At 62.0% G+C, this 23,005-nt stretch carries 22 protein-coding genes and 1 tRNA gene; 17 read left to right on the top strand and 6 right to left on the bottom strand.

Annotated features, from left to right (window positions below; all coding sequences use genetic code 11):
* The first annotated feature begins 44 nt into the window (after positions 1-44).
* The 4 genes from GJR99_RS12690 to GJR99_RS12675 are packed head-to-tail and all read left to right on the top strand — an operon-like array spanning position 45 to position 2,054.
* Complete coding sequence (locus tag GJR99_RS12690) at positions 45-626, top strand: hypothetical protein (protein WP_191967123.1); 582 nt, start codon at positions 45-47, stop codon at positions 624-626.
* A 42-nt stretch (positions 627-668) separates the two neighbouring features.
* Entirely contained in the window at positions 669-950 is a 282-nt protein-coding gene (locus GJR99_RS12685) for a 4a-hydroxytetrahydrobiopterin dehydratase (RefSeq protein ID WP_151112711.1), read from the top strand.
* Positions 947-1,333, top strand: coding sequence for an LWR-salt protein (gene lwrS / locus GJR99_RS12680; protein ID WP_151112709.1), 387 nt, complete (start codon positions 947-949; stop codon positions 1,331-1,333). Before GJR99_RS12685 ends, lwrS begins: the two co-directional genes overlap by 4 nt.
* A gap of 49 nt (positions 1,334-1,382) precedes the next feature.
* Positions 1,383-2,054, top strand: coding sequence for an HAD family hydrolase (locus tag GJR99_RS12675; protein ID WP_151112706.1), 672 nt, complete (start codon positions 1,383-1,385; stop codon positions 2,052-2,054).
* Between the two features lie 79 nt (positions 2,055-2,133).
* Here GJR99_RS12675 and GJR99_RS12670 read toward each other — a convergent pair whose 3' ends face one another.
* The 3 genes from GJR99_RS12670 to GJR99_RS12660 form a co-directional block, all read right to left on the bottom strand.
* Positions 2,134-2,877, bottom strand: a complete 744-nt coding sequence (locus tag GJR99_RS12670) for a response regulator (protein ID WP_151112704.1) — start codon at positions 2,875-2,877, stop codon at positions 2,134-2,136.
* Between the two features lie 88 nt (positions 2,878-2,965).
* Positions 2,966-4,846, bottom strand: a complete 1,881-nt coding sequence (locus GJR99_RS12665) for a molybdopterin biosynthesis protein (RefSeq protein WP_151112702.1) — start codon at positions 4,844-4,846, stop codon at positions 2,966-2,968.
* On the bottom strand, positions 4,843-6,063 hold the full coding sequence (locus GJR99_RS12660) for a molybdopterin molybdotransferase MoeA (protein ID WP_151112700.1): 1,221 nt from the start codon (positions 6,061-6,063) through the stop codon (positions 4,843-4,845). The genes GJR99_RS12665 and GJR99_RS12660 overlap by 4 nt, the downstream gene beginning before the upstream one ends.
* A gap of 134 nt (positions 6,064-6,197) precedes the next feature.
* On the opposite strand from GJR99_RS12660, the gene GJR99_RS12655 reads away from it, so the two are divergent.
* The 5 genes from GJR99_RS12655 (at position 6,198) to speB (ending at position 10,100) form a co-directional block, all read left to right on the top strand.
* Positions 6,198-6,605 (top strand): Hsp20/alpha crystallin family protein, encoded by a 408-nt coding sequence (locus GJR99_RS12655; protein ID WP_151112698.1) that lies wholly within the window; start codon positions 6,198-6,200, stop codon positions 6,603-6,605.
* 9 nt (positions 6,606-6,614) lie between these two features.
* Complete coding sequence (locus GJR99_RS12650) at positions 6,615-8,291, top strand: ABC1 kinase family protein (RefSeq protein ID WP_151112696.1); 1,677 nt, start codon at positions 6,615-6,617, stop codon at positions 8,289-8,291.
* Between the two features lie 57 nt (positions 8,292-8,348).
* Positions 8,349-8,780 carry a DUF5518 domain-containing protein gene (locus GJR99_RS12645; RefSeq protein ID WP_151112694.1) on the top strand — a complete coding sequence of 144 codons (432 nt, stop codon included), beginning with the start codon at positions 8,349-8,351 and terminating at the stop codon, positions 8,778-8,780.
* A 120-nt stretch (positions 8,781-8,900) separates the two neighbouring features.
* Complete coding sequence (locus tag GJR99_RS12640) at positions 8,901-9,275, top strand: translation initiation factor IF-5A (protein WP_151112692.1); 375 nt, start codon at positions 8,901-8,903, stop codon at positions 9,273-9,275.
* A 15-nt stretch (positions 9,276-9,290) separates the two neighbouring features.
* The gene (gene speB, locus GJR99_RS12635; RefSeq protein WP_151112690.1) at positions 9,291-10,100 is read left to right on the top strand and encodes an agmatinase; all 810 of its coding nucleotides are present in this window, start codon (positions 9,291-9,293) and stop codon (positions 10,098-10,100) included.
* Between the two features lie 125 nt (positions 10,101-10,225).
* Here the strand turns inward: speB and GJR99_RS12630 are convergent.
* Positions 10,226-10,313, bottom strand: a tRNA-OTHER gene (locus tag GJR99_RS12630).
* A gap of 154 nt (positions 10,314-10,467) precedes the next feature.
* Here GJR99_RS12630 and GJR99_RS12625 point away from each other — a divergent pair.
* The 5 genes from GJR99_RS12625 to GJR99_RS12605 all read left to right on the top strand — a co-directional run bounded on the left by GJR99_RS12625 (position 10,468) and on the right by GJR99_RS12605 (position 17,871).
* Complete coding sequence (locus GJR99_RS12625) at positions 10,468-11,229, top strand: Nif3-like dinuclear metal center hexameric protein (RefSeq protein ID WP_151112688.1); 762 nt, start codon at positions 10,468-10,470, stop codon at positions 11,227-11,229.
* A 139-nt stretch (positions 11,230-11,368) separates the two neighbouring features.
* The gene (locus tag GJR99_RS12620) at positions 11,369-12,448 is read left to right on the top strand and encodes a deoxyhypusine synthase (RefSeq protein WP_151112686.1); all 1,080 of its coding nucleotides are present in this window, start codon (positions 11,369-11,371) and stop codon (positions 12,446-12,448) included.
* Positions 12,449-12,550: 102 nt separating this feature from the next.
* The gene (locus GJR99_RS12615; RefSeq protein WP_151112684.1) at positions 12,551-13,669 is read left to right on the top strand and encodes a hypothetical protein; all 1,119 of its coding nucleotides are present in this window, start codon (positions 12,551-12,553) and stop codon (positions 13,667-13,669) included.
* 411 nt (positions 13,670-14,080) lie between these two features.
* Complete coding sequence (locus tag GJR99_RS17860; RefSeq protein WP_151112682.1) at positions 14,081-16,555, top strand: McrB family protein; 2,475 nt, start codon at positions 14,081-14,083, stop codon at positions 16,553-16,555.
* Complete coding sequence (locus tag GJR99_RS12605) at positions 16,552-17,871, top strand: McrC family protein (RefSeq protein WP_151112680.1); 1,320 nt, start codon at positions 16,552-16,554, stop codon at positions 17,869-17,871. The genes GJR99_RS17860 and GJR99_RS12605 overlap by 4 nt, the downstream gene beginning before the upstream one ends.
* 107 nt (positions 17,872-17,978) lie before the next feature.
* Here GJR99_RS12605 and GJR99_RS12600 read toward each other — a convergent pair whose 3' ends face one another.
* Positions 17,979-19,238: a low temperature requirement protein A gene (locus GJR99_RS12600; RefSeq protein WP_191967122.1), complete on the bottom strand. Its 1,260-nt coding sequence runs from the start codon at positions 19,236-19,238 to the stop codon at positions 17,979-17,981.
* 171 nt (positions 19,239-19,409) lie between these two features.
* Between GJR99_RS12600 and GJR99_RS12595 the strand changes: the two genes are divergently transcribed.
* The gene (locus GJR99_RS12595; protein WP_151112676.1) at positions 19,410-20,090 is read left to right on the top strand and encodes a flavodoxin domain-containing protein; all 681 of its coding nucleotides are present in this window, start codon (positions 19,410-19,412) and stop codon (positions 20,088-20,090) included.
* A 115-nt stretch (positions 20,091-20,205) separates the two neighbouring features.
* A complete protein-coding gene (locus GJR99_RS12590; protein WP_151112674.1) occupies positions 20,206-20,529 on the top strand; it encodes a DsrE family protein in 324 nt (107 codons plus the stop codon).
* A gap of 80 nt (positions 20,530-20,609) precedes the next feature.
* On the opposite strand, the gene GJR99_RS12585 is transcribed toward GJR99_RS12590, so the two are convergent.
* Positions 20,610-20,804, bottom strand: coding sequence for a cold-shock protein (locus GJR99_RS12585; RefSeq protein ID WP_151112672.1), 195 nt, complete (start codon positions 20,802-20,804; stop codon positions 20,610-20,612).
* Between the two features lie 442 nt (positions 20,805-21,246).
* On the opposite strand from GJR99_RS12585, the gene GJR99_RS12580 reads away from it, so the two are divergent.
* A complete protein-coding gene (locus tag GJR99_RS12580; RefSeq protein ID WP_151112670.1) occupies positions 21,247-22,953 on the top strand; it encodes an MFS transporter in 1,707 nt (568 codons plus the stop codon).
* Positions 22,954-23,005 lie beyond the last annotated feature (52 nt).

Raw genomic sequence — 23,005 nt, 5'->3', positions numbered from 1 at the left:
TGCCGGCGGAGATTTATATACGAATCCGACGCCACCCACGTTCGATGGAGTCTCTCACGTCACTTCGAACGACACCACCGCACGGATACGTCGGGAAAGTCGGCCGGCGTGTCGTCACACACCTCCGAGAACGTCGGTATCGCCGGCTGGTGGACTCTGCTCCACGTCGGCGAGTCGCCGACCTCGTCGGCGTCGCCAGAGCGACAGTCGTCGGCACTGTGGTCGGCATCGCAGGCGACGGACCGGCAGTCGAGACGTGGAGGGACGACGAGACAGGGGAGAGAGGAATCGCCGGGCGGAAGACCATCAGCGGGCGGACGACGCGACCGTTCGTCCTCGAAGACGGGAGCGGGCGAATTTCGGTGCGAATCCCACCAGACGGTGGTGTCGTCTTGGGCGACGAAGGTGGCCGGCGTGACAAAGGCGACCGACGAGACGAACACGGTCGACGCGGCAAACGCGGCCGACGCGGCAAACGCGACCGGCGCGGCACGTCGACGGCCATCGAACGCGGTGACCGCGTGTCGGTCACGGGGCGGGTCAGCAGCGGCGTGAGCGAAGCGAACGGCCTCGAAAGGAGGCGAACGGTGTCGGGGCCGGCGTTCGTCCTCGTCGCGCCGCCGTGAGTCGGGCGAATCCTTATCGGTTTTCCACCCGACATGTTCGGTATGGCCGAGGTACTCTCCAACGACGACGTCGATTCACGACTGAGCGACGAATGGCACCGCGACGGCGACGAAATCGTCCGCGTCTACGAGTTCGACGACTATCTCGCGGGCGTCGCGTTCGCTGCGAGCGTCGGCGAAGTCGCAGAAGCGGAGTTCCACCACCCCGAGATAACCATCCGGTACAAGAAAGTCGAAGTTAGGCTCACGAGCCACGAGGAAGGTGGTATCACCGAGAAAGACCTGCGCCTCGCCGACCTGTTCGACGGCGAGTTGCAGGGATGACCCTCAGATACGTCTTCAACGTCCGCTTCCGTCTCGAGACGGCGAGCGGAGTCAGGACGGAGCCACGGGAGTTCGAGACGACGGTCAGCGTCACCCCACCGGAACCCGGTGCGTCGGGGTGGATGCTGTTTCGAGACGCGTTGTGGCGGGGTGAGGTGAACGACCCGGTGTACGCCTGCGAACTCGCGTCCTCCTGGGTCGACGTGCCAGTCGTCTCCTGTGAGTTCGCAGAGCTCAGGACGACCGAAGAGTCGCTCGACGAACTCCGGGACGCGATAGCCGAGAGCCTCGACGAGTTCAACGCGACGTCGGTCCGAGACGTCCTCCACAAATACTTCGGCAGCGCGATTCACGTCGAACCCGGAGACGCGACAGACCGATAGCTCCGCTACAGAAGACATTTATCCGAACCTGACCTACATATTCCTCCGAATGGTCGCTGATGACTACGATTTCTGGCTGTTCGACCTCGACGGCACGCTCGTCGACGCCGAGTGGGCCTACACACGCGACGTGTTCGACAGGGTTGGAGACCGGTTAGGTCGCCAGTTCACCGACCGAGAAGCGGAGATACTCTGGCACGGACTCGGCGGTGCACGCAACCCGACACTCAGCGAGTGGGGTATCGACCCCGCCGAGTTCTGGCCCGCCTTCCACCACGAAGAAGACCCGATGAAGCGTGCAGAGTCGACGTACCTCCACGACGATGCCGTCCGTCTCATCGAGGATATCCACGCTGCCGGTCGCCCAGTCGGCATCGTGACGCACTGCCAGCAGTTCCTGACCGACCCCGTCTTGGACCACCTCGACGTTCGTGACTGGTTCGACGCCGTCGTCTGCTGTAGCGAAGAAACGGGATGGAAACCCGACGCTGCGCCTGTCGAACGCGCCATCTCGAAACTTGGGCTCGGTGGGACACTCATGACCGACGGTGGCACCTCTGGCGTCCTCGCTGGCGACGGTGAAAACGACATCGGCGCGGCTTGGAACACTGGCCTCGACGGGATTCACGTCGAGCGACACGGCCCGGAACACCGTGGTCGGTGTGTCCTCGGAGAGTATCGCGTGCAGTCGTTCGACGACCTGCCGCGACACGTCGCGTGAACAAGTAACAAGTCTCGGGAGCGTTTTTGAAGGGCAGTCGTCTCGATAGCGTTTTGAAGGACAGTCGTCCCCAGAAAAATCAGTAGAGCGTCTCGTCGGGGGCAGGACGGGCGAAGATGTCGCCCGTACTCGTCACGGCGAGTTGGAACTCGCCGTATGGGAACCGAACTTCGATACCGGGTCGTTCCTCGTCTTCGAGGACCGGCCGAAGCAACTCTTCGAGCGCGTCCGAGTCGATGTAGCGGTACAACGGTTCGTCGATAGCCGGGAGGCCCGCGTGTGACTCGATCGCTTCGACGACGACGATACCGAGTTCGTCGTCACCGACCCACTGGCCGATGAGTTCCCAGTTTTCGTCGAGGCTGAACGACGCATCGGCGGTGGCGGCGGCGTGGTCAGAGAGCGCTTGCGCGACTGCTGAGGTGTCGTCACCGAACGACTCGTCGCAGTCGTCGCCGACGAACGAACCGACGTGTTGGAGAACCGCCGAGAGGTCGTCCGGCCCGGCTTTCTGGACGTACTCGGAGACGTGTGCCGCGGACGCGACGTCTGCGACTTCGGTCCAGTCTTTCGCGGTGAAGAGGACGATTGGTACGTCCTCGTCTTCGCGCCGGAGTGCCTCGACGAGTGGAACGCCGTCGGGCAACACCAACGAGTCGCTGACGACACAATCGATTTCGTGTTCAGAGAAGACCCGGAGTGCCTCGGTGGCCGTCGTGGCCGTGAGAAGAGAGACGTCGTCGAATTTTCGAAACGTCGCCATCGAAAGGGCGAGCATCTCGCGGTCGTCGTCGACGTGAAGGACCGATTGGGAACCGCTCATACCAATCTCGTACTATCTGCGTGGATATATACGTTCCACTTATTTTAAAATTCAAGCGAAGGATAATATCGACGACGAGGAGGCCAAATCAGTCGCGCTCGTACCCGACAAGCGTGTCGAACACGTCGCTGTCTTTCAGAATCGACTCGAGCGTTCGCACGCTGGGTTTCTCCGTCCGGTCGGGGTTCGCGAGGACGGATACGCTCTGTCTCCCGAGTGACACGAACCCGAGGTCGAGTGAGTCGGCCGTCTCGCGGAGGCCGAGGCCGACGTCTGCTCGACCGGTCAACACGGCGCGCGCAGGACTCTCGAACGCTTTGGTCCCGTGGTCGAACCCGTCGATAGCTTCGACGAGTTCGTGCCGAGTCGTTCCGCGTTCGTCTGCGAGAGCGGCGATGGCGTTTCCGAGTTCGGTCCGGAGGCCAGAGGTGGTATCGCGGTTGACGAACCGGAGGTCAGACTCCACGAGGTCCAAGAGACCGGTCACCTCGGCAGGGTTGTCTGCGGGAACGACGAGTCCCCACTCGCGCGTCCACGACCCGAGTTCGACGGCGTCGGTTTCGCCGCGGTTGTCGCCGGCGACGACGACCACGTCTGGGACGCCGTCGCGGAGTCTGCGGAGGCCTTCGCGCGACCCGACAGCGAGATACCGCGGCGACGGAACCCGGTCGAGCAGTCGCGACAGCGCGGGGTCGTCCTCGCCGACGCCGAGCAGTTCCGGCGGGCGAACGTCGGGCGAGAAGAGTTGGACAGACACCGTCTCACCGGCCGCGATGTACTCGACGTCCGCAGGGACTTCCACGACGCCGTCTGCTTCGACCAGACTCGTCGTCGCTCCCGACCCCTTGTCGACCGGGTAGACGAGCATCTCGCCCGATCCGTCGGTTACTAGACCGACCGGCATGAGTCGTGTCCGGCCTTCTGCGTAGCGCTCGTGGACGGCCATCGTTCCCTCGATAGTCGCCGTCTGCGGTTCGACGAGTCCAGCGGCGTCGCGAATCGCAGGTGCGACGAACGTCCGGAAGATAGTGAGCGCAGAGACGGGATACCCCGGCAGACCGATGTAGGCGCTTCCTTCGCCGAGCGTCCCGACGAGCATGGGTTTGCCCGGTTTGACGGAGACGCCGTGGAGGAGCAACTCGCCGCGTTCTTCGACCACCTTGTAGATGACGTCGACGGCGCTGGCCGACGTCGACCCAGACGAGAGGACGAGGTCACACTCGTCTGCTGCCTGCCGGAGGAGTCGCTCCATCTCGTCGTAGTCGTCGCCAGCGTGCGGGTAGAGTTTGGGAACGCCGCCTGCGTCCTCGACACCGGCGGCGATGGTGTAGGAGTTCACGTCGTAGATTTGCCCCGCCTCGGGGCGCAAGTCCCCTCCCGGACGGACGAGTTCGTCTCCAGTCGAGACGATACCGACGACTGGCTTTCCGCGAACCGGGACTTCGTCCAGGCCGAGCGCCGACAAGAGACCGATTTCCCGCGGCGTGATTCGAGTTCCGGGGCCGAGCGCACGGGCACCGGCGGCGATGTCGGTTCCGGCGGGCATCACGCTGTCGCCCGGTGCGACGGCTTTGTAGACGACGAGCGAGTCGTCGCGTTCGTCGGTTCGTTCGACGATGACGACGGCGTCCGCACCGGGTGGCATCACCGCACCAGTCGATATCTCGACCGCAGTTCCGGGGCGGACTTCGACGTCCGGTTCGGCCCCGGCGTGGACCGCGCCGACGAGGTCGAGTTCTATCGGGTCGGCTTCGTCGGCACCGAAGGTGTCGCGAGCGCGGACGGCGAACCCGTCCATGCTCGCCCGGTCGAATCCGGGGACGTCGATTTCTGCGTCGACGCGGGTCGCGAGGATGCGGCCTCTGGCGTCGGCGAGTGGGACCGTCTCCGCGTCGGGCGTCAGTTCGAGCGACGCGATAGTCTCGCGGGCCGCTGCCGGCGACGCGAGGTCACGGAACTGCTTTCTCATACAGACCACTCCCAGCCTTCGACCGAGACCGTTTCGCCTTCTTCGTACCCCTCTTTTTCTTCGGGAACTTGGACCCAGCCGTCGGCGAGTGCGACACTCGAGAGGATGCCAGACCCACTCGTCCGGGTCGGTTCGGCGGTCGGGTCGTCACCCGACTCGTCGAGACGAACTCGGGCGAACGTTCGCGTGCCGGCCGAACTCGGAATCTTCCGGGTGAGCGTCGCTTCGACCGTCGGGAACGGACGAGTCGGGAGCGACCCGACGTGCTTGAGCACCGGCCGCAGGAACTGGAAGGCGTTGACGACACAGGCGACTGGATAGCCGGGGAGCATGACGACAGGCGTGTCTTCGACCACCCCGAGGGCGACGGGGTGGCCGGGTTTGAGTGCGACGCCGTGGACGAGTACCTCGCCAATCTCCGAGATTACCTCTGGAATGAGGTCACGTTCGCCCACAGACGACCCGCCGGTCGTCACGATGACGTCGTGGTCGAGGTCGGATTCGACTGCCTCGCGCAAGAGGTCGGCGTCGTCGACGACGATGTCTCGATAGCTTGCCTCGCCGCCCCAGCGTTCGACCAGTCGCGAGACGGTGAGGCCGTTCGTCTCGATGACCTGGCCGGGGCCGGGGTCGGACTCGACGAGTTCCTCGCCGGTCGGGACGACGGCGACACGCGGGCGCTCGAAGACAGAGACCGAGTCGACGCCGACAGACCGGAGGAGGCCGAGGTCCGAGGGGCGAAGTTCGTGACCGACGTCGAACAACGCGTCACCTTCGCGAACGTCTTCACCGCGTTCGCCGACGTTCTCGCCCTCTGCGAGTGCGTCGAACACTTCGAGTTCGTCGCCGAATCGGTCGGTGTGTTCGACCATCACCACGGCGTCGGCACCCTCGGGGAGGTCACTGCCCGTGTGGACGCGGGCGGCCTCACCGGGCGCGACAGTCTCCTCTACGACGCGGAGGACGTTTGGCGAGCGACCGCTCGCCCCGAAGGTGTCGCTGGCGCGGACGGCGAACCCATCCATCGCGGCGCGGTCGTAACTCGGGACGTCCGCGGGCGCGACAGCGGGTTCGGCGAGTGCCCGGCCGTCGGCGTCGGCCAACGGGAGTCGTTCGGTCCGTTCGTGCGGGGTGACTGCCGCGAGGAGTGTCTCGCGGGCCTCCGCAAGTCGGGTTCGTTCTTTGAACCCGGCCGTGTGCCGGTCGTGGTGGTCCATGGCGGCACTTAGATTCCGGGGGCAAAAAGCGTCGGCCTCACGCTCGGGAGAGGAGGCCGGTTTTGCCGCCACATTGTGCCGACGACGTCCACCCGACCGCCGGCTTTTTCGACACCGCCTCCCTATGGACGTTCATGTCAACACTGCGCGACGCGTTGTCCGAACTTCCGGACGCGGTGTTCGCCGACCTCCTGGAGTCAGAGACGTCGTACCTGTTGGTCCTCGACCTACCCGGCGTGACCGCCGAGACCGCCGACCTCAAAGTCGAGAAGGGACGACTGGTCGTCGAAGCGCGACGCGACAAACAGATGCCTGCCGAGTTCGACTACGTCCGCGAGGAGCGACCGTTGTTCCTCGACGCCGAACTCCCCCTGCCGCCGGACGCAGTGGCCGACGAGGCCGAGGCGTCGATGGAACGCGGGGTTCTCGAGATTCGACTGCCGAAGCGTGAGGCCGCCTCAGAGCGGACCATCCCTATCACCACCGGCGACGAGCACAGCTCGTCGGGCCACCAGAAGAACTCCAGTGAAGACGACGCCTGACGAGGCGAGGTGGTCACGCTGGTAACTCTCCGCGCCTACTGGCGGTTTCTCGTCGTCGTCTACCAGTTCTTCCCGCTCATCGTCGCGTACACCCGCGACAAACGGAAGTTCGTCCTGTTCGGTGGCAGTCGTCGAGTTACCTCAGAGATGCGCATCAAGCGCGCCGAGGTCCTCTTAGAGTCACTACTCACGCTCGGCCCGACGTTCATCAAACTCGGCCAACTCCTCTCGACGCGCCCCGACGTCCTCCCACCGGAGTACATCGACGTGCTCGGGAGTCTTCAGGACGACGTGCCGCCTGCACCGTGGTCTGAGTCGAAGGAAGTCATCGAAGAAGAACTCGGCCCTCTCGAACAGGCGTTCGACTCGTTCGACACCGACCCGATAAGCGGTGCAAGTCTCGGACAGGTCTACGTCGCAGAGTACGAGGGCGAGAAAGTCGCCGTCAAGGTTCGCCGCCCCGGTATCGAGGCACTCGTCGAGGCCGACCTGCGGGTTATCAACTGGTCGCTGCCCCTCCTCATGCGATTCATCGGGCAGGCACGCTCCTTCTCGCTGGAGAACCTCGCCGACGAGTTCGCCAAGACGATTCGCGAAGAGATGGATTACGACGAGGAAGCGGCGACGCTCGAGCAGATTCAGGCCAACTTCGAAGACGACGACACACTCGTCATCCCGGAACCAATCCACGAGCGCTCCGACGACCGGGTGCTCACGATGGAGTATCTCCCTGGGACGAAGATAAACAACCTCGCCGCACTGGACGAACTCGGTATCGACCGGACCGAACTGGCGACGAACTTGCAGCGGACCTACCTGCAGATGATCGTCGAAGACGGCGTCTTCCACGCCGACCCGCACCCCGGAAACCTCTCTGTGACCGACGACGGGCGCATCATCTTCTACGACTTCGGGATGCACGGCGAGGTCGACCCGTTCATCCAGGAGAAAATCGTCGAGTTCTACATCGCCGTGGCGAACCAGGACGTCGACGGCATCCTCGATACACTCATCGAGATGGGGACGCTCAGCCCCAACGTCGACCGGCAGGTGATGGGCGACGTGATGGAACTCGCCATCGCCGACGCACGCGGTGACGACATCGAACAGTACCGCGTCAACCAGATTCTCGAACAGGTCGAATCGACCATCTACGAGTTCCCGCTTCGACTGCCGCGAAACCTCGCGCTCGTCCTTCGCGTCGCGGGCGTCGTCGAAGGCGTGTGTGTCACACTCGACCCCGACTTCGACTTCATCGCAGTGGCGACGGAGTATCTCACAGAACAGGGCTACCGCGAAGAGAGCATTCAGAAAGTGCTCGAAGGGGTGGGACAACAGGGCCAAAAGACCGCCCAGTCGCTGTTTCGCGTCCCGCCAAAACTCGAACGGGTCCTCGACAGGGCCGACCGCGACAATCTGACGTTCAACGTCCGCCTCGAAGACAACAAGGGCGTCCTCGACAAACTGGCGAAGCGACTCATCTACGGTATCTTCCTGTCGTTCGGATTCGTCGCGACAGTCATCGTCTACTCGCTGGACCCACAGAACCTCATCGCCGTCGGTGCGGCGGGCGTGCCGACAGCGTTCGTCGCCATCCTGCTGTGGCGGTCGTTCCGCAGTCGAAAAGGCATCAAGGCCACGCCACAGTTCACGCGACAGAACCTCCGGCAACGCCGCGAAGAGTAATCAAAGCTGAGAATCGGGCGCGTAAGTTTATGCGCGTCCACGAACTCACCTCCGTCCATGACGGAGTGGCGGCCGGTGGTCGTGGGGGTGTGCCTCGCCGCGTGTACCGAGACGCTCGTCTTCGGGATGACGGGGCAGTTCACGCTCGTCGGCGGTGTGACCGGGAGTGCACTCGCGGGCTACACCGTCGGTACCGACCCCGCAGACGGCGGGTGGCACGGGTTGATGGCCGGTGTCGTCTGGGGTTGTGTCCTCATGCCCGTCGCAATCTTGCTCACCTTCCTCAACCGGACGCCGATTCTCTTCCCGTTCCAGTATCTCGTCCCGATGTTCGAGTCACCTGGCGAACTGACGACGGCGATTATGCTGGCGCTGTCACTCCCGAACGTGGCGTCGGGAGCGCTCGGGAGTCTCGGCCGCCGCGACGCCCAAGGAACCTGGTTCGACCCGTCGATGGCAGAGCGAGACGCCGACGGGGTGTCTGAGTGAGTCGCTGACGGAGTGCCCGAATGAGTCGCTGACGGAGACGTCAGCGGAGGAGTTCGTGAAGGATTCGCGTGCGAGGGCGGTTCCAAACCGTTTATACCCTCCATCCGATAACGAGAGAACATGGCGAAAGAGCAGAAGCAGGTGCGCGAGCTCCAAGAAGGCAGCTACGTCAACATGGACGACAAGCCGTGCAAGATTTACGCCTACAGTACCGCGAAGCCCGGTAAGCACGGTAGTGCGAAGGCCCGTGTCGAGGCCCGTGGTGTCTTCGACGGAAAGAAGCGCTCGCTCTCCCAGCCCGTCGACGCGAAGGTGTGGGTCCCAATCATCGAGCGAAAGCAGGGTCAGGTCGTCTCCGTCACCGGTGAGGACGCCCAGATTATGGACCTCGAAACCTACCAGACGTTCACGATGCGCATCCCCGAAGACGAGGAGCTCAACCCCGAAGACGAAATCGAGTACCTCGAGTTCGAAGGCCAGCGCAAGATCGTCTAAACGGGAGACAGAGTGATGTTCCCCGGGGCAATCGCAGACCGCGAGGTCGCCGACTACGTACTCGTCGGTGCCCCGCTCGACATCTCGACGTCCTTCCAACCAGGAACCCGTTTCGGACCGAATCGAATCCGTCGGTTCGCCGAGTCGTTCGACGATTACGACCGGCGCACCGACCAACTTTTCACCGAACTGTCTGTCCACGACGCGGGTGATATCCGCGCGTGGGACGACGCACCCGACTACGTCGACTGGCTCTCTGGGAGCGTCCGCGACGCCGTCTGGGACGACGCCGTCCCCATCGTCCTCGGCGGGGAACACACCGTCACCGCCGCAGGTGTCGATGGCGTCGAACCGGACGTCTTCGTCTGTCTCGACGCCCACCTCGATTTGAGAAAAGCGTACGACGGCAACGAGTGGAGTCACGCGACCATCACCCGCCGCGTCCTCGACGAACTCGGCGTGGACGAAGCGTTCGTCCTCGGTGCTCGAACCGGGGCACCCGAGGAGTGGGAACGCGCCGAGGCCGCCGACGTGACCGTCGTCCCACCCGAGGAGGTTGCCGACTGGACACCCGAGTTCGACGACGAGTCGGTGTATCTGAGCGTCGATATCGACGCCGCCGACCCGGCGTTCGCACCCGGAACAGGGACGAAAGAACCGTTCGGTCTCACGTCGCGTGAGATGCGCGACGTAGTTCGGTCGGTCGCCCCACACGCGACTGGCTTCGACGTGGTCGAAGTCAACGACAGAGACGACGGACAGGCGGCGTCGCTGGCAGCGAAGTTACTCCGGGAGTTCGTCTTCTCACACGCCGACGGGCAGTAGCCGAGGAGAGACAACAGTTCAGCGAGTGGTGACGAAACAGCAGTTCGGCGAGTGATGACGAAACAACAGTTCAGCGAGTGGTGACGAAACAACAGTTCAGCGAGTGGTGACGAAAACGCGGTGAACGAAAGGGGATGGATTCGAACCACCGGGGCCATCTTTCAGGCCACCCATCGCAAGGATGGATGCTCTACCAGGCTGAGCGACCCTTTCACGTGGATGCAACCACTGATACACTCATTCGTCCGTGTCGTATTGAGTATGCGGCGGCTATCGCCGAGTAGGGAGTGCATACACACCGTGTCGAATCGAATTCAGAGGCCACCAAAGCCGTTTCTTACAAGTCCTCGAGTTCCAACAGACCTGTATGAACCTCTCAGACATCGTCGCAGAATTCGACGAGCGACTCGCGACCGACGAATTCGCCGACGTAGACGCCAGTCCGAACGGATTGCAGGTCGGCCCAGACGAAGCACAGGTCGAGAAAGTCGCCTTCGCCGTCGACGCCGCGGAAGCGACCATCGAGGCCGCAATCGAGGCGGACGCCGACCTGCTGGTCACCCACCACGGACTCGTCTGGGGTGGCCTCGACCGGGTGACTGGACGGGATTTCGACCGCATCGAACCGCTGATGCGCGAAAACCTCGCGCTCTACGTCTCGCACCTCCCGCTCGACGGACATCAGGAACTCGGCAACGGTGCAGGACTCGCAGACCATCTGGGACTCACCGAGCGCGACCCATTTGGCTCCCTCGGCCCGGTCCACATCGGCCAGTCGGGGTCGTTCGAGTCGCCGAAGACGGCCGACGAGATTCGTGACGCGCTGGACGAACTCGACGGGAACGAGGGGACGCAGGTCTTCGACTTCGGTCCCGACGAGATTTCCGACGTCGCAATCGTCACCGGGTCTGGCGTCGATTGGTTAGACGAAGCCATCGAGTCGGGCGCGGACGCACTCGTCACGGGCGAAGGCAAACAGAAGGTGTACCACGAAGCGCGTGAGGCGGGTATCTCGGTGTTCCTCGCTGGGCACTACGCGACGGAGACGTTCGGGGTTCGCAATCTCGAAGAACTCGCCGACGAGATGGGACTGGAGACCGAGTTCATCAGCCACCCCACCGGGTTGTAACGTCAGCCACCTCATTGGATTGTAACGTCAGCCATCCCACCGAATTGAGAACTGGTTTTCTACCGTTCCTGTCTGCCAACCGTCCGCACAGCCTCGTCGGACCGGGGCGTTCAAACGCTCGGGCGTCGCACTCCATCGCATGAGCGACCACGACGACGCCCACGATGGAGGCCACGAGGCCGACGCCTCCGACGACGGACACGACCACGACGGCGGGTACGAGATGCCGGAGCGCGAGGAGTTCAGCCACGACCCACTCGGTCACGCCGAAATCCACGGCGGCATGACCGTCGGCGAACTCGTCGAACAGTACGGTCACGCCGGTATCGGTGCGGCAGACGTCCACGAAGCAGCAGATATCTACGCCGAGATGCTGGCCGACGACGACTGCACCGTCTTCATGTCGCTGGCGGGCGCGATGGTGCCGACCGGCATGCGAAAAATCGTCTCCGACCTCATCCGCGACGGCTACGTCGATGCGCTCGTGACGACGGGCGCGAACCTGACCCACGACGCTATCGAAGCAATCGGCGGCAAGCACCATCACGGCGCCGAACACCACGAAGAGAAGACGCCTCGCGAACACGACGAGACGCTCCGTGACGAGGAAGTCGACCGAATCTACAACGTCTACCTGCCACAGGAACATTTCGCGCTGTTCGAGTCGCACCTGCGAAACGAGGTGTTCCCAGCACTCGAAGAAGAAGGAGTCGTCAGTATCGAGCGCCTCTGCCGTGAACTCGGGCGGGCAAACAGCGAGGTCAACGAAGCCGAGGGAATCGAGGAAGACGCCGGTGTCGCTGCCGCGGCCTACGAATCCGACGTCCCCATCTACTGTCCTGCTGTGCAGGACTCCGTGCTCGGCCTGCAGGCGTGGATGTACTCCCAGACGTCGTCGTTCTCGCTGGACGCGCTTTCGGACATGACGCCGCTCACCGACCTCGCGTACGACGCCGACAAAGCCGGGTGTCTCCTCGTCGGCGGCGGCGTCCCGAAGAACTTCACGCTCCAGACGATGCTCGTCACACCCGGTGCGTACGACTACGGCGTCCAGATTACGATGGACCCCGCGGCGACCGGTGGTCTCTCGGGTGCGACGCTCGACGAAGCGCGTTCGTGGGGCAAACTGGAGAAAGACGCCCGCAACGCCACCGTCCTCGGCGACGCGACTATCATGCTGCCGCTTCTGGTCGCGGCCGCACGAGAGCGTCTCGAATAAGACCACTCGCTGGGGCGGCAGTACCGAACGGCCGCTGTCGTTCTCATCGGCGAGAACTGGGTGAAAACAGCTAACAGTCCCTGTGTGCCACCGTCGAACTGAATGAGAGACCGGCCGCTCGGAGCAGTCGTCGCCGACCGCTCCGACGTCGAACTCGCCGCCATCTTCGAGCGAATCTGGGAGGCACGCGGATACGAGACACGCGTCCGATTTCACGGCCCCGACGTCCACGTCCACGCCGAAGGCGAGACGCCCGAAGGGACCCACCGAGCGGTCCGTCTCTGGATTTCTACCTCGACGCGCCTCACGTCGGACAAGATGAGCGCGTTCGTCCGCCAGTGTGACCGCGCCGACGTCGAACCGTACGTCGCGGCAGTGGGACGCGGACGCCTGGAGGACGACGCCCACCACCCCGGTCTGGTCGAACTCGACGTGCCGACTATCACCGTCGAAGTCCGAGAGGCAGGCATCGAATCGTTCGTCCGCGGATTCGACCGCGACGACGAAGACGAGCGACCGAAGACGAACTGGCTTGGCGACCCGATAGCCGAAGACGACGAGAAAAACGCCGGGGACGACGAGAAAACGGCCGGGGACGACCACCCAGCCGACGCCGACGAGAGGGTCTCCCGCCGGGCAGCACTCGAGAAAGCGGGACGGTACGTCGTCGCCGGCTTCACGACCTATCTCGTCGTCGAGCGAATCTCCGATTTCGTCCAGCAGTCTCCCGAACTCCGTGCACGGGCCTCCCGCAGTGTCTCGTGGGTCGACTCGCACCTTCCCGTCCCCGATATCAACCCACCGACTATCGAGTGGGAGTTTCCGACGGCCCAACCGCTCTCCGACGACCCAAGGGTGACGAACGCCACGACCGAGGCGTCGGACAAACCGGACGACGCGACGACGATTCCGTACGCCGACCTCCGAGCCAACCCAGAGTCCTACATCGGCACGACCGTGACCTACACGGGACGCATCACCGAGACTATCGAACGAGAAGACACCCGACTCGCCATCGTCACCGTCGAAGACGACGCCGGGCGAGTCCGCGGCGACGTCGTCGTCCGGTGGGCAGTTGGGCGGTTCTTCGACGACAGTATCGGCTTTCGGTTGCTCGACCGCGAACGAATCCGGTTCTGGGGCGTCGTCGCCGGCGAGGGGTCACTCGATGGCGGCGTGTCGTACCCGCGAGTCGACGTGACGGCGTTGGAGAAGGCGTGAGTACAGCAGTCGGGCGTCTCGTGGTCGCAGACCGATGGTCATTACTCGGATGCGCGTCGACTCTCTGGTGGCCGATGACGACGGCACCGTTCCGAACCGAACTAGGCACTCGGTGATGCGGAGCCCTATGAGTGCCGAGGCCACATACCTTAGACTGGACTCGCAGAGGAATCTGTTTGCAAATCGGACACAGACCTCGTACAACTCCCCGTTGTGGTCACGGATTCGGTGTTCTGTTAGTGCCGAAAGCGAAGTGAACTGACGGGTCAGTTCGGGCCCACGTCTCGTGTGAATTAGCACAGCGTCCATGGGCACAGTAGCGGTCGATTCGGTGAGACAATCGCCCAGCGTCAGTATCAACTCCGAAAACCGTGCCAGTCAATTTATGTAATCATACATGTCAGTACGAGCGTGAAGATACACCGGGACCTCGAACCGTTATTGGCAGTATACACACAGGAACGTGCCCGTATATTCGACTCCACAGAGACCGATGAGTTCTGGTTGCACGCGGTGTCGCAAGCGTGCCAGCAGGCCCTCGACGGTGCCCAGTTAGACGACCTCGAACCGAAGGACGTGGAGACGTTACTGAACATAATCCTCGAGACCACGGTCGGCGGCAAACGTCTCGCCTACAAGCATCCGACGATAGCATACAACCGGTGGGAAGCGATGCAGGAAATCTTCGAGCGCGAGCCCGAGGGGTCGACGGCCATGTTCTCGGTGCTCCTCGACGAGTCCAAACCGGTCGACCGACGACTTCGCAAGTTCGAGGAGTTCTTCGAGCCCCGTCTCACCAAACTCGGGGAGAAGCGTGGTCTCCCTCGTTCTTGGTCATCGAGCAAGTTCCACGGCCTCTCGACGTTCGTCTTAGAACTGCTCTCCGAGAAATCGTACGTCGCATATCAGTATCAGGCCACCAAACAGTTCTTCGACGAGTACACCGACTATCAGGTCAAAAACGCCAGCAAACGGGACACCGCAACACAGTACAGTCATCTCGTCGGCGGCTACGAGGAGATCCTCGACGAGCTATCGTCGTTCGACCCCGACGCGGACGTCCACGACGTCCACGCGATTATCTACAACAGAGAGACACTCGAATCCCTGGCCGACGAACGCGGATTTCGAGGGGCTGAGCGACAAGCTGATTCTATCCAGTTCACGAAAGCGGATATCGAATCGCTCCTCGGTGGTGCGGACTCAGAGGAGGGGTCGAAAGCGGTTGCGCGGACGTTCGAACGGTTCTCGGGCCTGATAGGGAGAGAGTTCTTCGAGTACGATTGGTTCGAGACACTGATCTGGTCAGAGCCAAGTCCCGGTTCGCCGTACCTCGGCCCGGCACACACGAGCATCGAAACGTCGCCGTACATCTGGTTCGGGATGGCCCACGAGACGATGTCGGAGTTCGGTCGGCCGACCAAAGGGCTCCAGGTGGAGTTCGGGCTCAACCCAGGTGAGAAGTCTGGGTTTTTCGGGCGAGACGTTCTGTGTGGCATCTACCTCAATCCGACGACCGGCGACACCGAGTTGAAAGAAGTGGTCGCTTCCAGACTGCGAGTCCACAGCACCACCTTCGCGGAGTTCCTCGAGGACAACGACGACTACGTGTTGCACATCGGTGACCACAAGTTGCGCTCTCCGTCGGCAACAGCTATCGAGAGACACGCTGATTCTGTTTCGAAGGGGATGTTACTCACCGTCGACCTCACGGCGACAGACCTCACGACGGCGAACGATGTCGTCCCACTCGTCGCAGAGGCGTTCCAGGAGTTGCTCCCACTCTACGGCAAGTTGGCTGACGTCGACGACTTCGGTGAGATAGACGCGGGCGGAGAGGGGGGTTCGGGGGCGGGGACCGACGGGGCCGAGCCGCCGAACCCACCCGTGACAAAACCCGACGACGCCGAGGAGTTCGTTCGTCATCTCGAAGCGACGGGGCAGATGGTGTTTCACGGACCGCCAGGGACTGGGAAGACGGCGCAGGCGTACGACTTTGCACACTGGTGGGTGAGCGAGCACGACCGGGTCGACTCGGTGACCAACAACGTCGACGTCCTGACAGTCCACCCTGCGTACACCTACGAAGATTTCGTCGAGGGACTCACCGCGAGGACCGACGACGACGGCGACGTGTGCTACGAGGTCAAAGACGGCCCGTTCAAATCTATCGTCCAGCGAGCGTACGACGAGTATCAGTCCGCAGCACCCGGCGAAGCAGCGCCGTACGTGCTCATTCTCGACGAAATCAACCGTGGGAACGTCGCCGAACTGTTCGGCGAGGCGATTTCGCTTCTCGAGAGTGACAAGCGGGCCGGTGGGGCCCACGAACTCAGAATTGGTCTCCCCCACTCGGGAGACGAGTTCACCATCCCGCCGAATCTGTACCTCATCGGGACGATGAACACCGCAGACCGTTCGATTGCGCTGGTCGACGCCGCGCTCCGCCGTCGATTCCGCTTCCGACACTTCCCACCGGACTACGAGTATCTCAGGTCTGCACACGACTTCGACAGCTGGGACGACGTCGAAGCGGCCGCAGCGGGTGACGCGAGTGTCGACCCACTCGTCGCCCGGTCGATTCTCGCGCTTCGCCGACTGAACGAGCGAATCCGGTCCAATCTCGACCGCGGCCAACAACTCGGTCACTCGTACCTTCTCAACTCCGCCAGCGAGTCCGGTGAGTTCGAAGAGCCGATGGAGGTCGTAGACGTCTGGCGGTTCGAAATTCTCCCGATGCTCGAAGAACACTACTTCGGACAGTTCGACCGTCTCAGGCGAGAACTGTTCGACGGAGCGACAGTGGACCTCATCGACTGGGAGACCGAGCAGGTTGCGAGTTTCGACCAGGCGGGACTCGCCACGGCGTTAGACGAGTTGCGATGAGCAAGCAAGCACTCGACGACATCGAACTCACCGAAAGCACGAGATGGAACAGACGCGGAAGTCCTGGGAAGATATGGCTGTCCCACGCGGAGTACGAGTGTCTCCAAGAGGTGAACTCGTCGATTCGTCGAGCCAAGCGGTACAACGAGAACGAACTCCTGGAACTCTGGCGTGACGGCGGCCGACCACAGGGAGACACGCGCGTCGCGTACAAGTGGAAGAGTAACAGCGTGGTCGGTGTAGTCGGCCTCCCAAACGGTCGGCAACTTCGGATACGCCCGCGAACCTCACCACATCGGTTCGGATGGCTCGTCCAGTACGCGATGCGAATCGAACCAGTAATCGAAGAGCGACCGACGACGGTGGACGACGGAGAGGGGTTCATCGACGCGGTTGCCGCGCTGTACCTCGCCGAGTTGCGAGAGGCACTCCGATATGGGCTCGACCGAAACTACGAGCGCAGGACGGACAGTCGTTCGACTATTCGTGGGCGGTTGCAAATCTCGCGCCAACTCCAGCGACACGGTCCAGTGTCGACGACGTTCGAGTGTCGTCACGACGAACTCACCTACGACACTCCGCTCAACAGAGCACTCCTGCAAGCAGTACTCACGTTCCGGAGACACGTACAGACGGAGCACCTTCGAGGAGCACTCGAACGACTCGAGCGCGACCTCGCTCGCCACGTCTCTCGAACCCCCATCCAGTCTTCGACGCTCGAAACGGTCGAACTCACTCGGCTAAACGAGCAGTTCCACGACGCGTTCAAGATAGCAAAATACGTCCTTCGAAGCCACGACGCCGGTGGGGTCGGTGGGTCCACCGATTCGTTCTCGCTACTGTTCAGTCTGAGCACCGTCTTCGAAGACGTCGCACGGCGGGCACTCGAAGAAGGAGGGCTCAGACGGGCGGGCTACACGATAGCGACGCAGGAGGCTCGCCCAGTCACGCGAAACGACGAGTTCAGAATCATCCCTGACCTCTTGATTCGAAACAGTGACCGTGACGTCGCGGCCGTCGGTGACGTGAAGTGGAAGTCCAACACGTCGAGAAAGCCCAGACGAGACGACTTCTATCAGTTAATCTCCTACCAGTCGCTCGAGGACGCACCGGGACTCGTGGTGTATCCCGAACAGCGGCGGTCGTTCGACCCAGCAGTCGTCGAACTCCGGGCGAACGACCCACTTCACATCGTCGAACTACCGACGGGAGCGGACGTCAGCGACTACATGGCGTTCACCGACGCCCTCGAATCGGCCGCTCGCAGGACCCTACAGGTACTGTTCGACGGTATCGACGCGCCAGCTGGAGACTGAAGACGACGTGCTATCGACTGCGAACGGACCCTCTCAGAGACACACGACACTGGTGGTTCGGTTCCGCGCCCTCCCTGCTCGGTGGGTGTTGCGCCAACAGTGGTGACTCACGCTTTTGCCGGAGAGACGACCGAGTCGACCCACGGGTTGACCCACGTCTCGAAGGCGACGAGGGAGGCGAAGACGACGGAGATGACAGCCATCAGCGCCGGTGGTGAGAACAGCCCACCGAACGGCACGAGCGACGACAACAGGAGCACTGCCGCGGTCCGGACTGCCAGAACACGGGTATCGAACGGTGTTTCGCTCGAGACCTGTAGAATCGCTCGATGGAGAAACGCAGTGCCGGCGACGAATGCAGCAGCACCACCACAGAAAGCCAATCGGGTGACCAGGTCCAGATGCGTGCCGTCGGTGGTGGCCTCGATGGCGAGGATGACACCCACACCAGTTGCGACGATGCCGACGTGGACGAAGTAGTGGCTGAACACGTAGGTGAGCGCCGCCTGTCTGGCACGGAGGAGTCGGTCACGAGGTGCCGTGAGTGCCCGGTCGATGACGTCCTCGTCGAACTGTTCGAAGTAGAGCCACCAGGCACCGACAGCGAGGACGAACCCACCGAGTCCCACGAGCATCGGAGAGAGTCTGAGGTCGACCCCCGACGTCGCGATGGAGGTGCCGAACGAGACCGCGAGAATCGTCTCACCGAGGACGATGATGGTGATGAGTCCGAGGCGTTCGGGGAAGTGCGACACCTGAACGAGAACCGTGTCGAACGCGACGTACATGACGGCGACGCCTGCCATGTTGATCGTGAAGGCGGCCATCCACAGTCCGAACCGGCCGGGGTCGGGAACGAAAAGAGAGAGTGCCCACACACTCGTCGTGAGCACTTCCGAGGTTATCCACGTCGCGACGAACAACTTCGGTCCGGAGTCTGCAGCGCTCACTCCCGGACGGAGATAGAGGGCCGTGAGTACGAGACGCAAGAACAGCATTATCGCGCCGAAGGTGAACGTGTCGCCGTGGAAGACACCGCGGACGGTCTGTGAGAGGAAGATGACGACGAACATGACGCCGACGAGACTCACCCGAGAGACGACGTCTTTGTCCGCGTAGAGGTCGGCATAGTAGCTGAAATCCAGCCAGACCCACCACACGAGGGCGAAGACACCGAGGAAGTAGAGGACGCCCTCCAGCGTCATGTTGTCGTGGAGGTTCGTCCCGATCTCCGCGATGGCGACGACGAACACGAGGTCGAAGAAGAGTTCGAGCCACGAGGCGTGACGTGGGCTACCTCCCTCGGCAGTGTAGACCGAGGGAGGACGACGGAACAATCTACGCAGTCCCTGAGAGTCGAGCGCCATCGGGCCCCCTTGCCTATCGTAGTAAATGCTAGCAGATAGCATAAGGTATTCTCTTGGGTGAGTTCGGTGATCGCAGAAGGTGTCCTCCTGGGTGATTTCGGTGCAAATCGGCGTGAACGGGCGCAGAGACGTTCATTACGTCGTGTCACGTACTCTCCCGTGTGAGTGTAGATGGCGTCGATTCTCGTCGTATACGGATCTGGTGAGGGACAGACACAGAAGGTAGCCGAACACGTCGAAGACGTTCTCAGCGACCGAGGACACGACGTCACGGTTCGACGCGTCACCGAGAGAGGAGACGTCGTCGTCGAGGAGTTCGACGCCGTACTCGTCGGGTCACCGGTCAACAATCGCAGACACCGACTGGACGTCGTCGAGTTCGTCGAGTCGAACCGAGAGGTGCTCGCGACCCGACCGAACGGGTTCTTCCAGTTATCGCTCGCGTCCACCGTCCCGCTCAGGTGGGCACAGGACGGCGCACGACAGTTCGTGGACTCGCTCGTCACCAAAACGGGATGGCACCCCGAGCACGTCGGCCGATTCGCCGGCGCGGTGAAGTACAGCCAGTACGACCCGCTCCAGCGTGCAGTGTTCAAACTCGTCTCGGCGGTGACGACCGGTGACACGGACACGTCTCGCGACTACGAGTACACCGACTGGAACGAGGTGGAGGCGTTCGCGACGACGTTCGCTGAGGACGTCGAAAGACGTCTCACAGCTAGTATCGAGGAGACAGAACACGCCGGGACAGTTCGCCTCTCGTGGGTCGCCGCGGGAATCGCACTTCTCTTTGGCGTCGCTGGGGTTGCGTACTGGGCGACGGCCCGACAGTTTACTCCCACCGAGTGTTGACGAGTGACTCCCGTCCTCCCGAGTTGGGTGTCGAATCGAGCCGGAGGAGTTTGGTCGTTGTTGCGCTCTGAGAATCAAAAACGTCGTTAAGGGCCGATAAGACCAACCGTGAGCCATGCATCTTGGACTCATCATCGAGACGAACGAAGCAGAGCGTATCTGGAACGCCTTCAGGCTCGCGAACACCGCCCTCGACGAAGGCAACACCGTCGAAGTGTTCCTCCTGGGCGACGGTGTCGAAGCCCAAGATATCGAGACTGAGGCGTTCAATCCCAGTGGGGTGATGCAGCAGTACGTCAACAAGGGTGGTGAGCTGTTCGCCTGTGGAACGTGTCTCGACTCACGGGGACTCGAGCCGAGTGAACTCCGCCCCCACTCGGCGATGAGTGACCTCTTGGGCATCGTAGAACACACGGACAAAGTGGTCTCGTTCGGGTGACCAGAAGCCACTGCTCACGAGCGGTAGTTGTCCGTAAAATCGGTGTCTTTCGCCGCCGTAAAGCGGTGTACTAAACTAGTTTAAAGTCGGGTGAGGTTCGCTGCGCGTGGTCCCTTGGGGGACGATTCGATGCTGAACTCCACGTCTGTGCCTTCTTCGAGGTCCGGGCCGCCGATGTCTTCCATGTGGAAGAACACGTCGTCGTCCGCGTCGTCCGTCGAAATGAAACCGTAGCCGCCTGTGTCGTTGAAGAAATCAACGTTTCCTTTCGCCATTGCTTTTGGACAAAATCGGAGTAGAGGGATAAAACTTCCGAGATTTGTTTTTCGCAGCGCAGAATATTTTGAAGATGTATCTATTTCAGAGGTTATTGTAGACATTTGTGCGTGCACAGTCGGCTTTGTCGGGGTTCGTCCGCCACTTCGACGACGAGACTCGCTGCTTCTGTGGTATCCACAGTTCGGTCGCGAGTTCGACTCCGAAACGACCACACCGTGTCCGAGAGTCCAATCGCCAGACAGCGTGTCATTGTTCCAGTATCGAGTGCCACAGTCCCCCGTGGTGACGACCTATCGAGACGACAGAGAGTACGCGGAGACAGATATTCTTGGAGTCTGATTCACGGAAGGGATATCCTCACAGCGAGCGAATTTATCAACCAGACAACTCCTCTCCGTGTCGAGTGGCAGGGCGGTCTGAGGGGTACGGAGGAACGAGATGCAACCCCAGACACCCGTAGACAGCGACGGACCGGCCGAGACGCGAGAGCAGAACTCTGGGTTTAGATACTGGGCACCGCTCGTCACGGTGAGTGTGGCGATGTTCATCGGAACCATCGACTCGTCGATGATGAACGTCGCAGTTCCGGCCATCGTCTCGGACCTCCAAACCGACGTGACGTCGGTGCAGGCCGCAATTACGTTCTACGGATTGGTCATGGCCTCGTTGATGCTACCGGCCGGCCGGGTTGCGACGATGTACGGCATCAAGCGAATCTATGCACTGAGCCTCGTCTTCTACGGAATCGGCACGCTGCTCGCGGCGATTAGCTGGAATATGGGTGTCCTCTTCCTCGGGTGGTCAGTCATCGAGGGCATCGCTGCGGCAGTTCTCCTCCCGATTGGGTTCACGCTCATCGCAATCAATTACGAAGGCAAACATCGCGCGATGGGACTCGGACTGTTAGCCGGTGTCTCGGCAGCAGCAGCAGCACTGGGTCCGATATTCGGTGGCATCCTCACGACGTTCTTCACCTGGCGATACGGGTTCGCCGGTGAGTTCATCCTCACACTCGTCGCACTCGCGTTGGTTCCGTTCGTCGCCGATTACCGTGATTCCGACGTGACACTCGACTGGGTCGGTGCACTCCTCTCTATCGTCGGTATCGGTGCTGTCGTCCTCGGATTTATCCTCGGCGGGAAATTCGGGTGGGTTCGGGCGACTCGCCCATTCGAGGTCGGCGGGACACAAGTCAACCCAGTGGGACTCTCACCGACAGTGTGGTTGCTCCTCCTCGGACTCGTGTTCATCGTGGCCTTCGTCCACTGGCAGATACGCCGCGAGAGACGAGGCAAAACGCCGCTCCTCCCCATTCGAGTGGTGCAAAACGCAGGGTTCGTCTCCGGTGCCGCGACCTGGGTGTTCCGCTCAGTCGCGTTGGCTGGCTTCCTGTTCGTCGTCCCGCTGTTCCTGCAGTCGGCCGCTGGGTTCTCGGCATTCGAGAGCGGCCTCGCACTCCTCCCGTTTTCTATCGCAGGGTTCGTCTTCGCACTCGGAACGACCGGGTGGCGAAAACGCGTCCAACCCAAGTACCTCATCCAGATTGGTGCGATTGCCATGGTCGTCGGAGTCTTGCTCTTCTACCGGCAGACGAGTACGACGATGACGATTACTTCGATGATACTCCCGATGGCCGTCATCGGTGTCGGTCTCGGGCTCATCATGGGCCAAATCGTCGAGTTGACGCTGTCGTCGGTCGACGAAACAGACGTGTCTGAGGCGTCGAGTACGCTCAACGCGACGGGGATGCTCGGTTATGCTGTCGGAACGGCTATCTTCGGGTCGGCGTTGCTCTCGTCGTTTTACGGAAGCGTCGTCGACGGAGTTCTCCGAACCGAAGGTATCACTGCGACTGCCCAAGAGCGACAGGAGATAGTCATTCGACTCCAAGACGCACGCGAAATCGTCACCGAAGCAGAGCGTGAAGCCGCGTACGCCGCGTTGCCTCCAGAGACACAACAGGTGCTCTTCGAACTCGTTCAGGATGCGATGGTCGCATCGATGGAGCTGACGCTTCTGCTCGTCGCTGGAGTCACGGCCGTCATGCTCGCAGTGGCGACGTTCCTCCCGAGTCATCGTGAAGAGGAGGTATCTGTGACCGACGTCGTCGACCCATCCGACCCAGTTATCCGAGCAGACGACTGAACGACGCTGGACCAACTGAACTGGTGTCGTTTTTTCGCACTGTTTTTACTAC

The organism is Haloferax marinum, assembly GCF_009674625.1.
GTDB lineage: Archaea > Halobacteriota > Halobacteria > Halobacteriales > Haloferacaceae > Haloferax > Haloferax marinum.
This window is presented reverse-complemented; position numbering and strand designations above follow the sequence as displayed.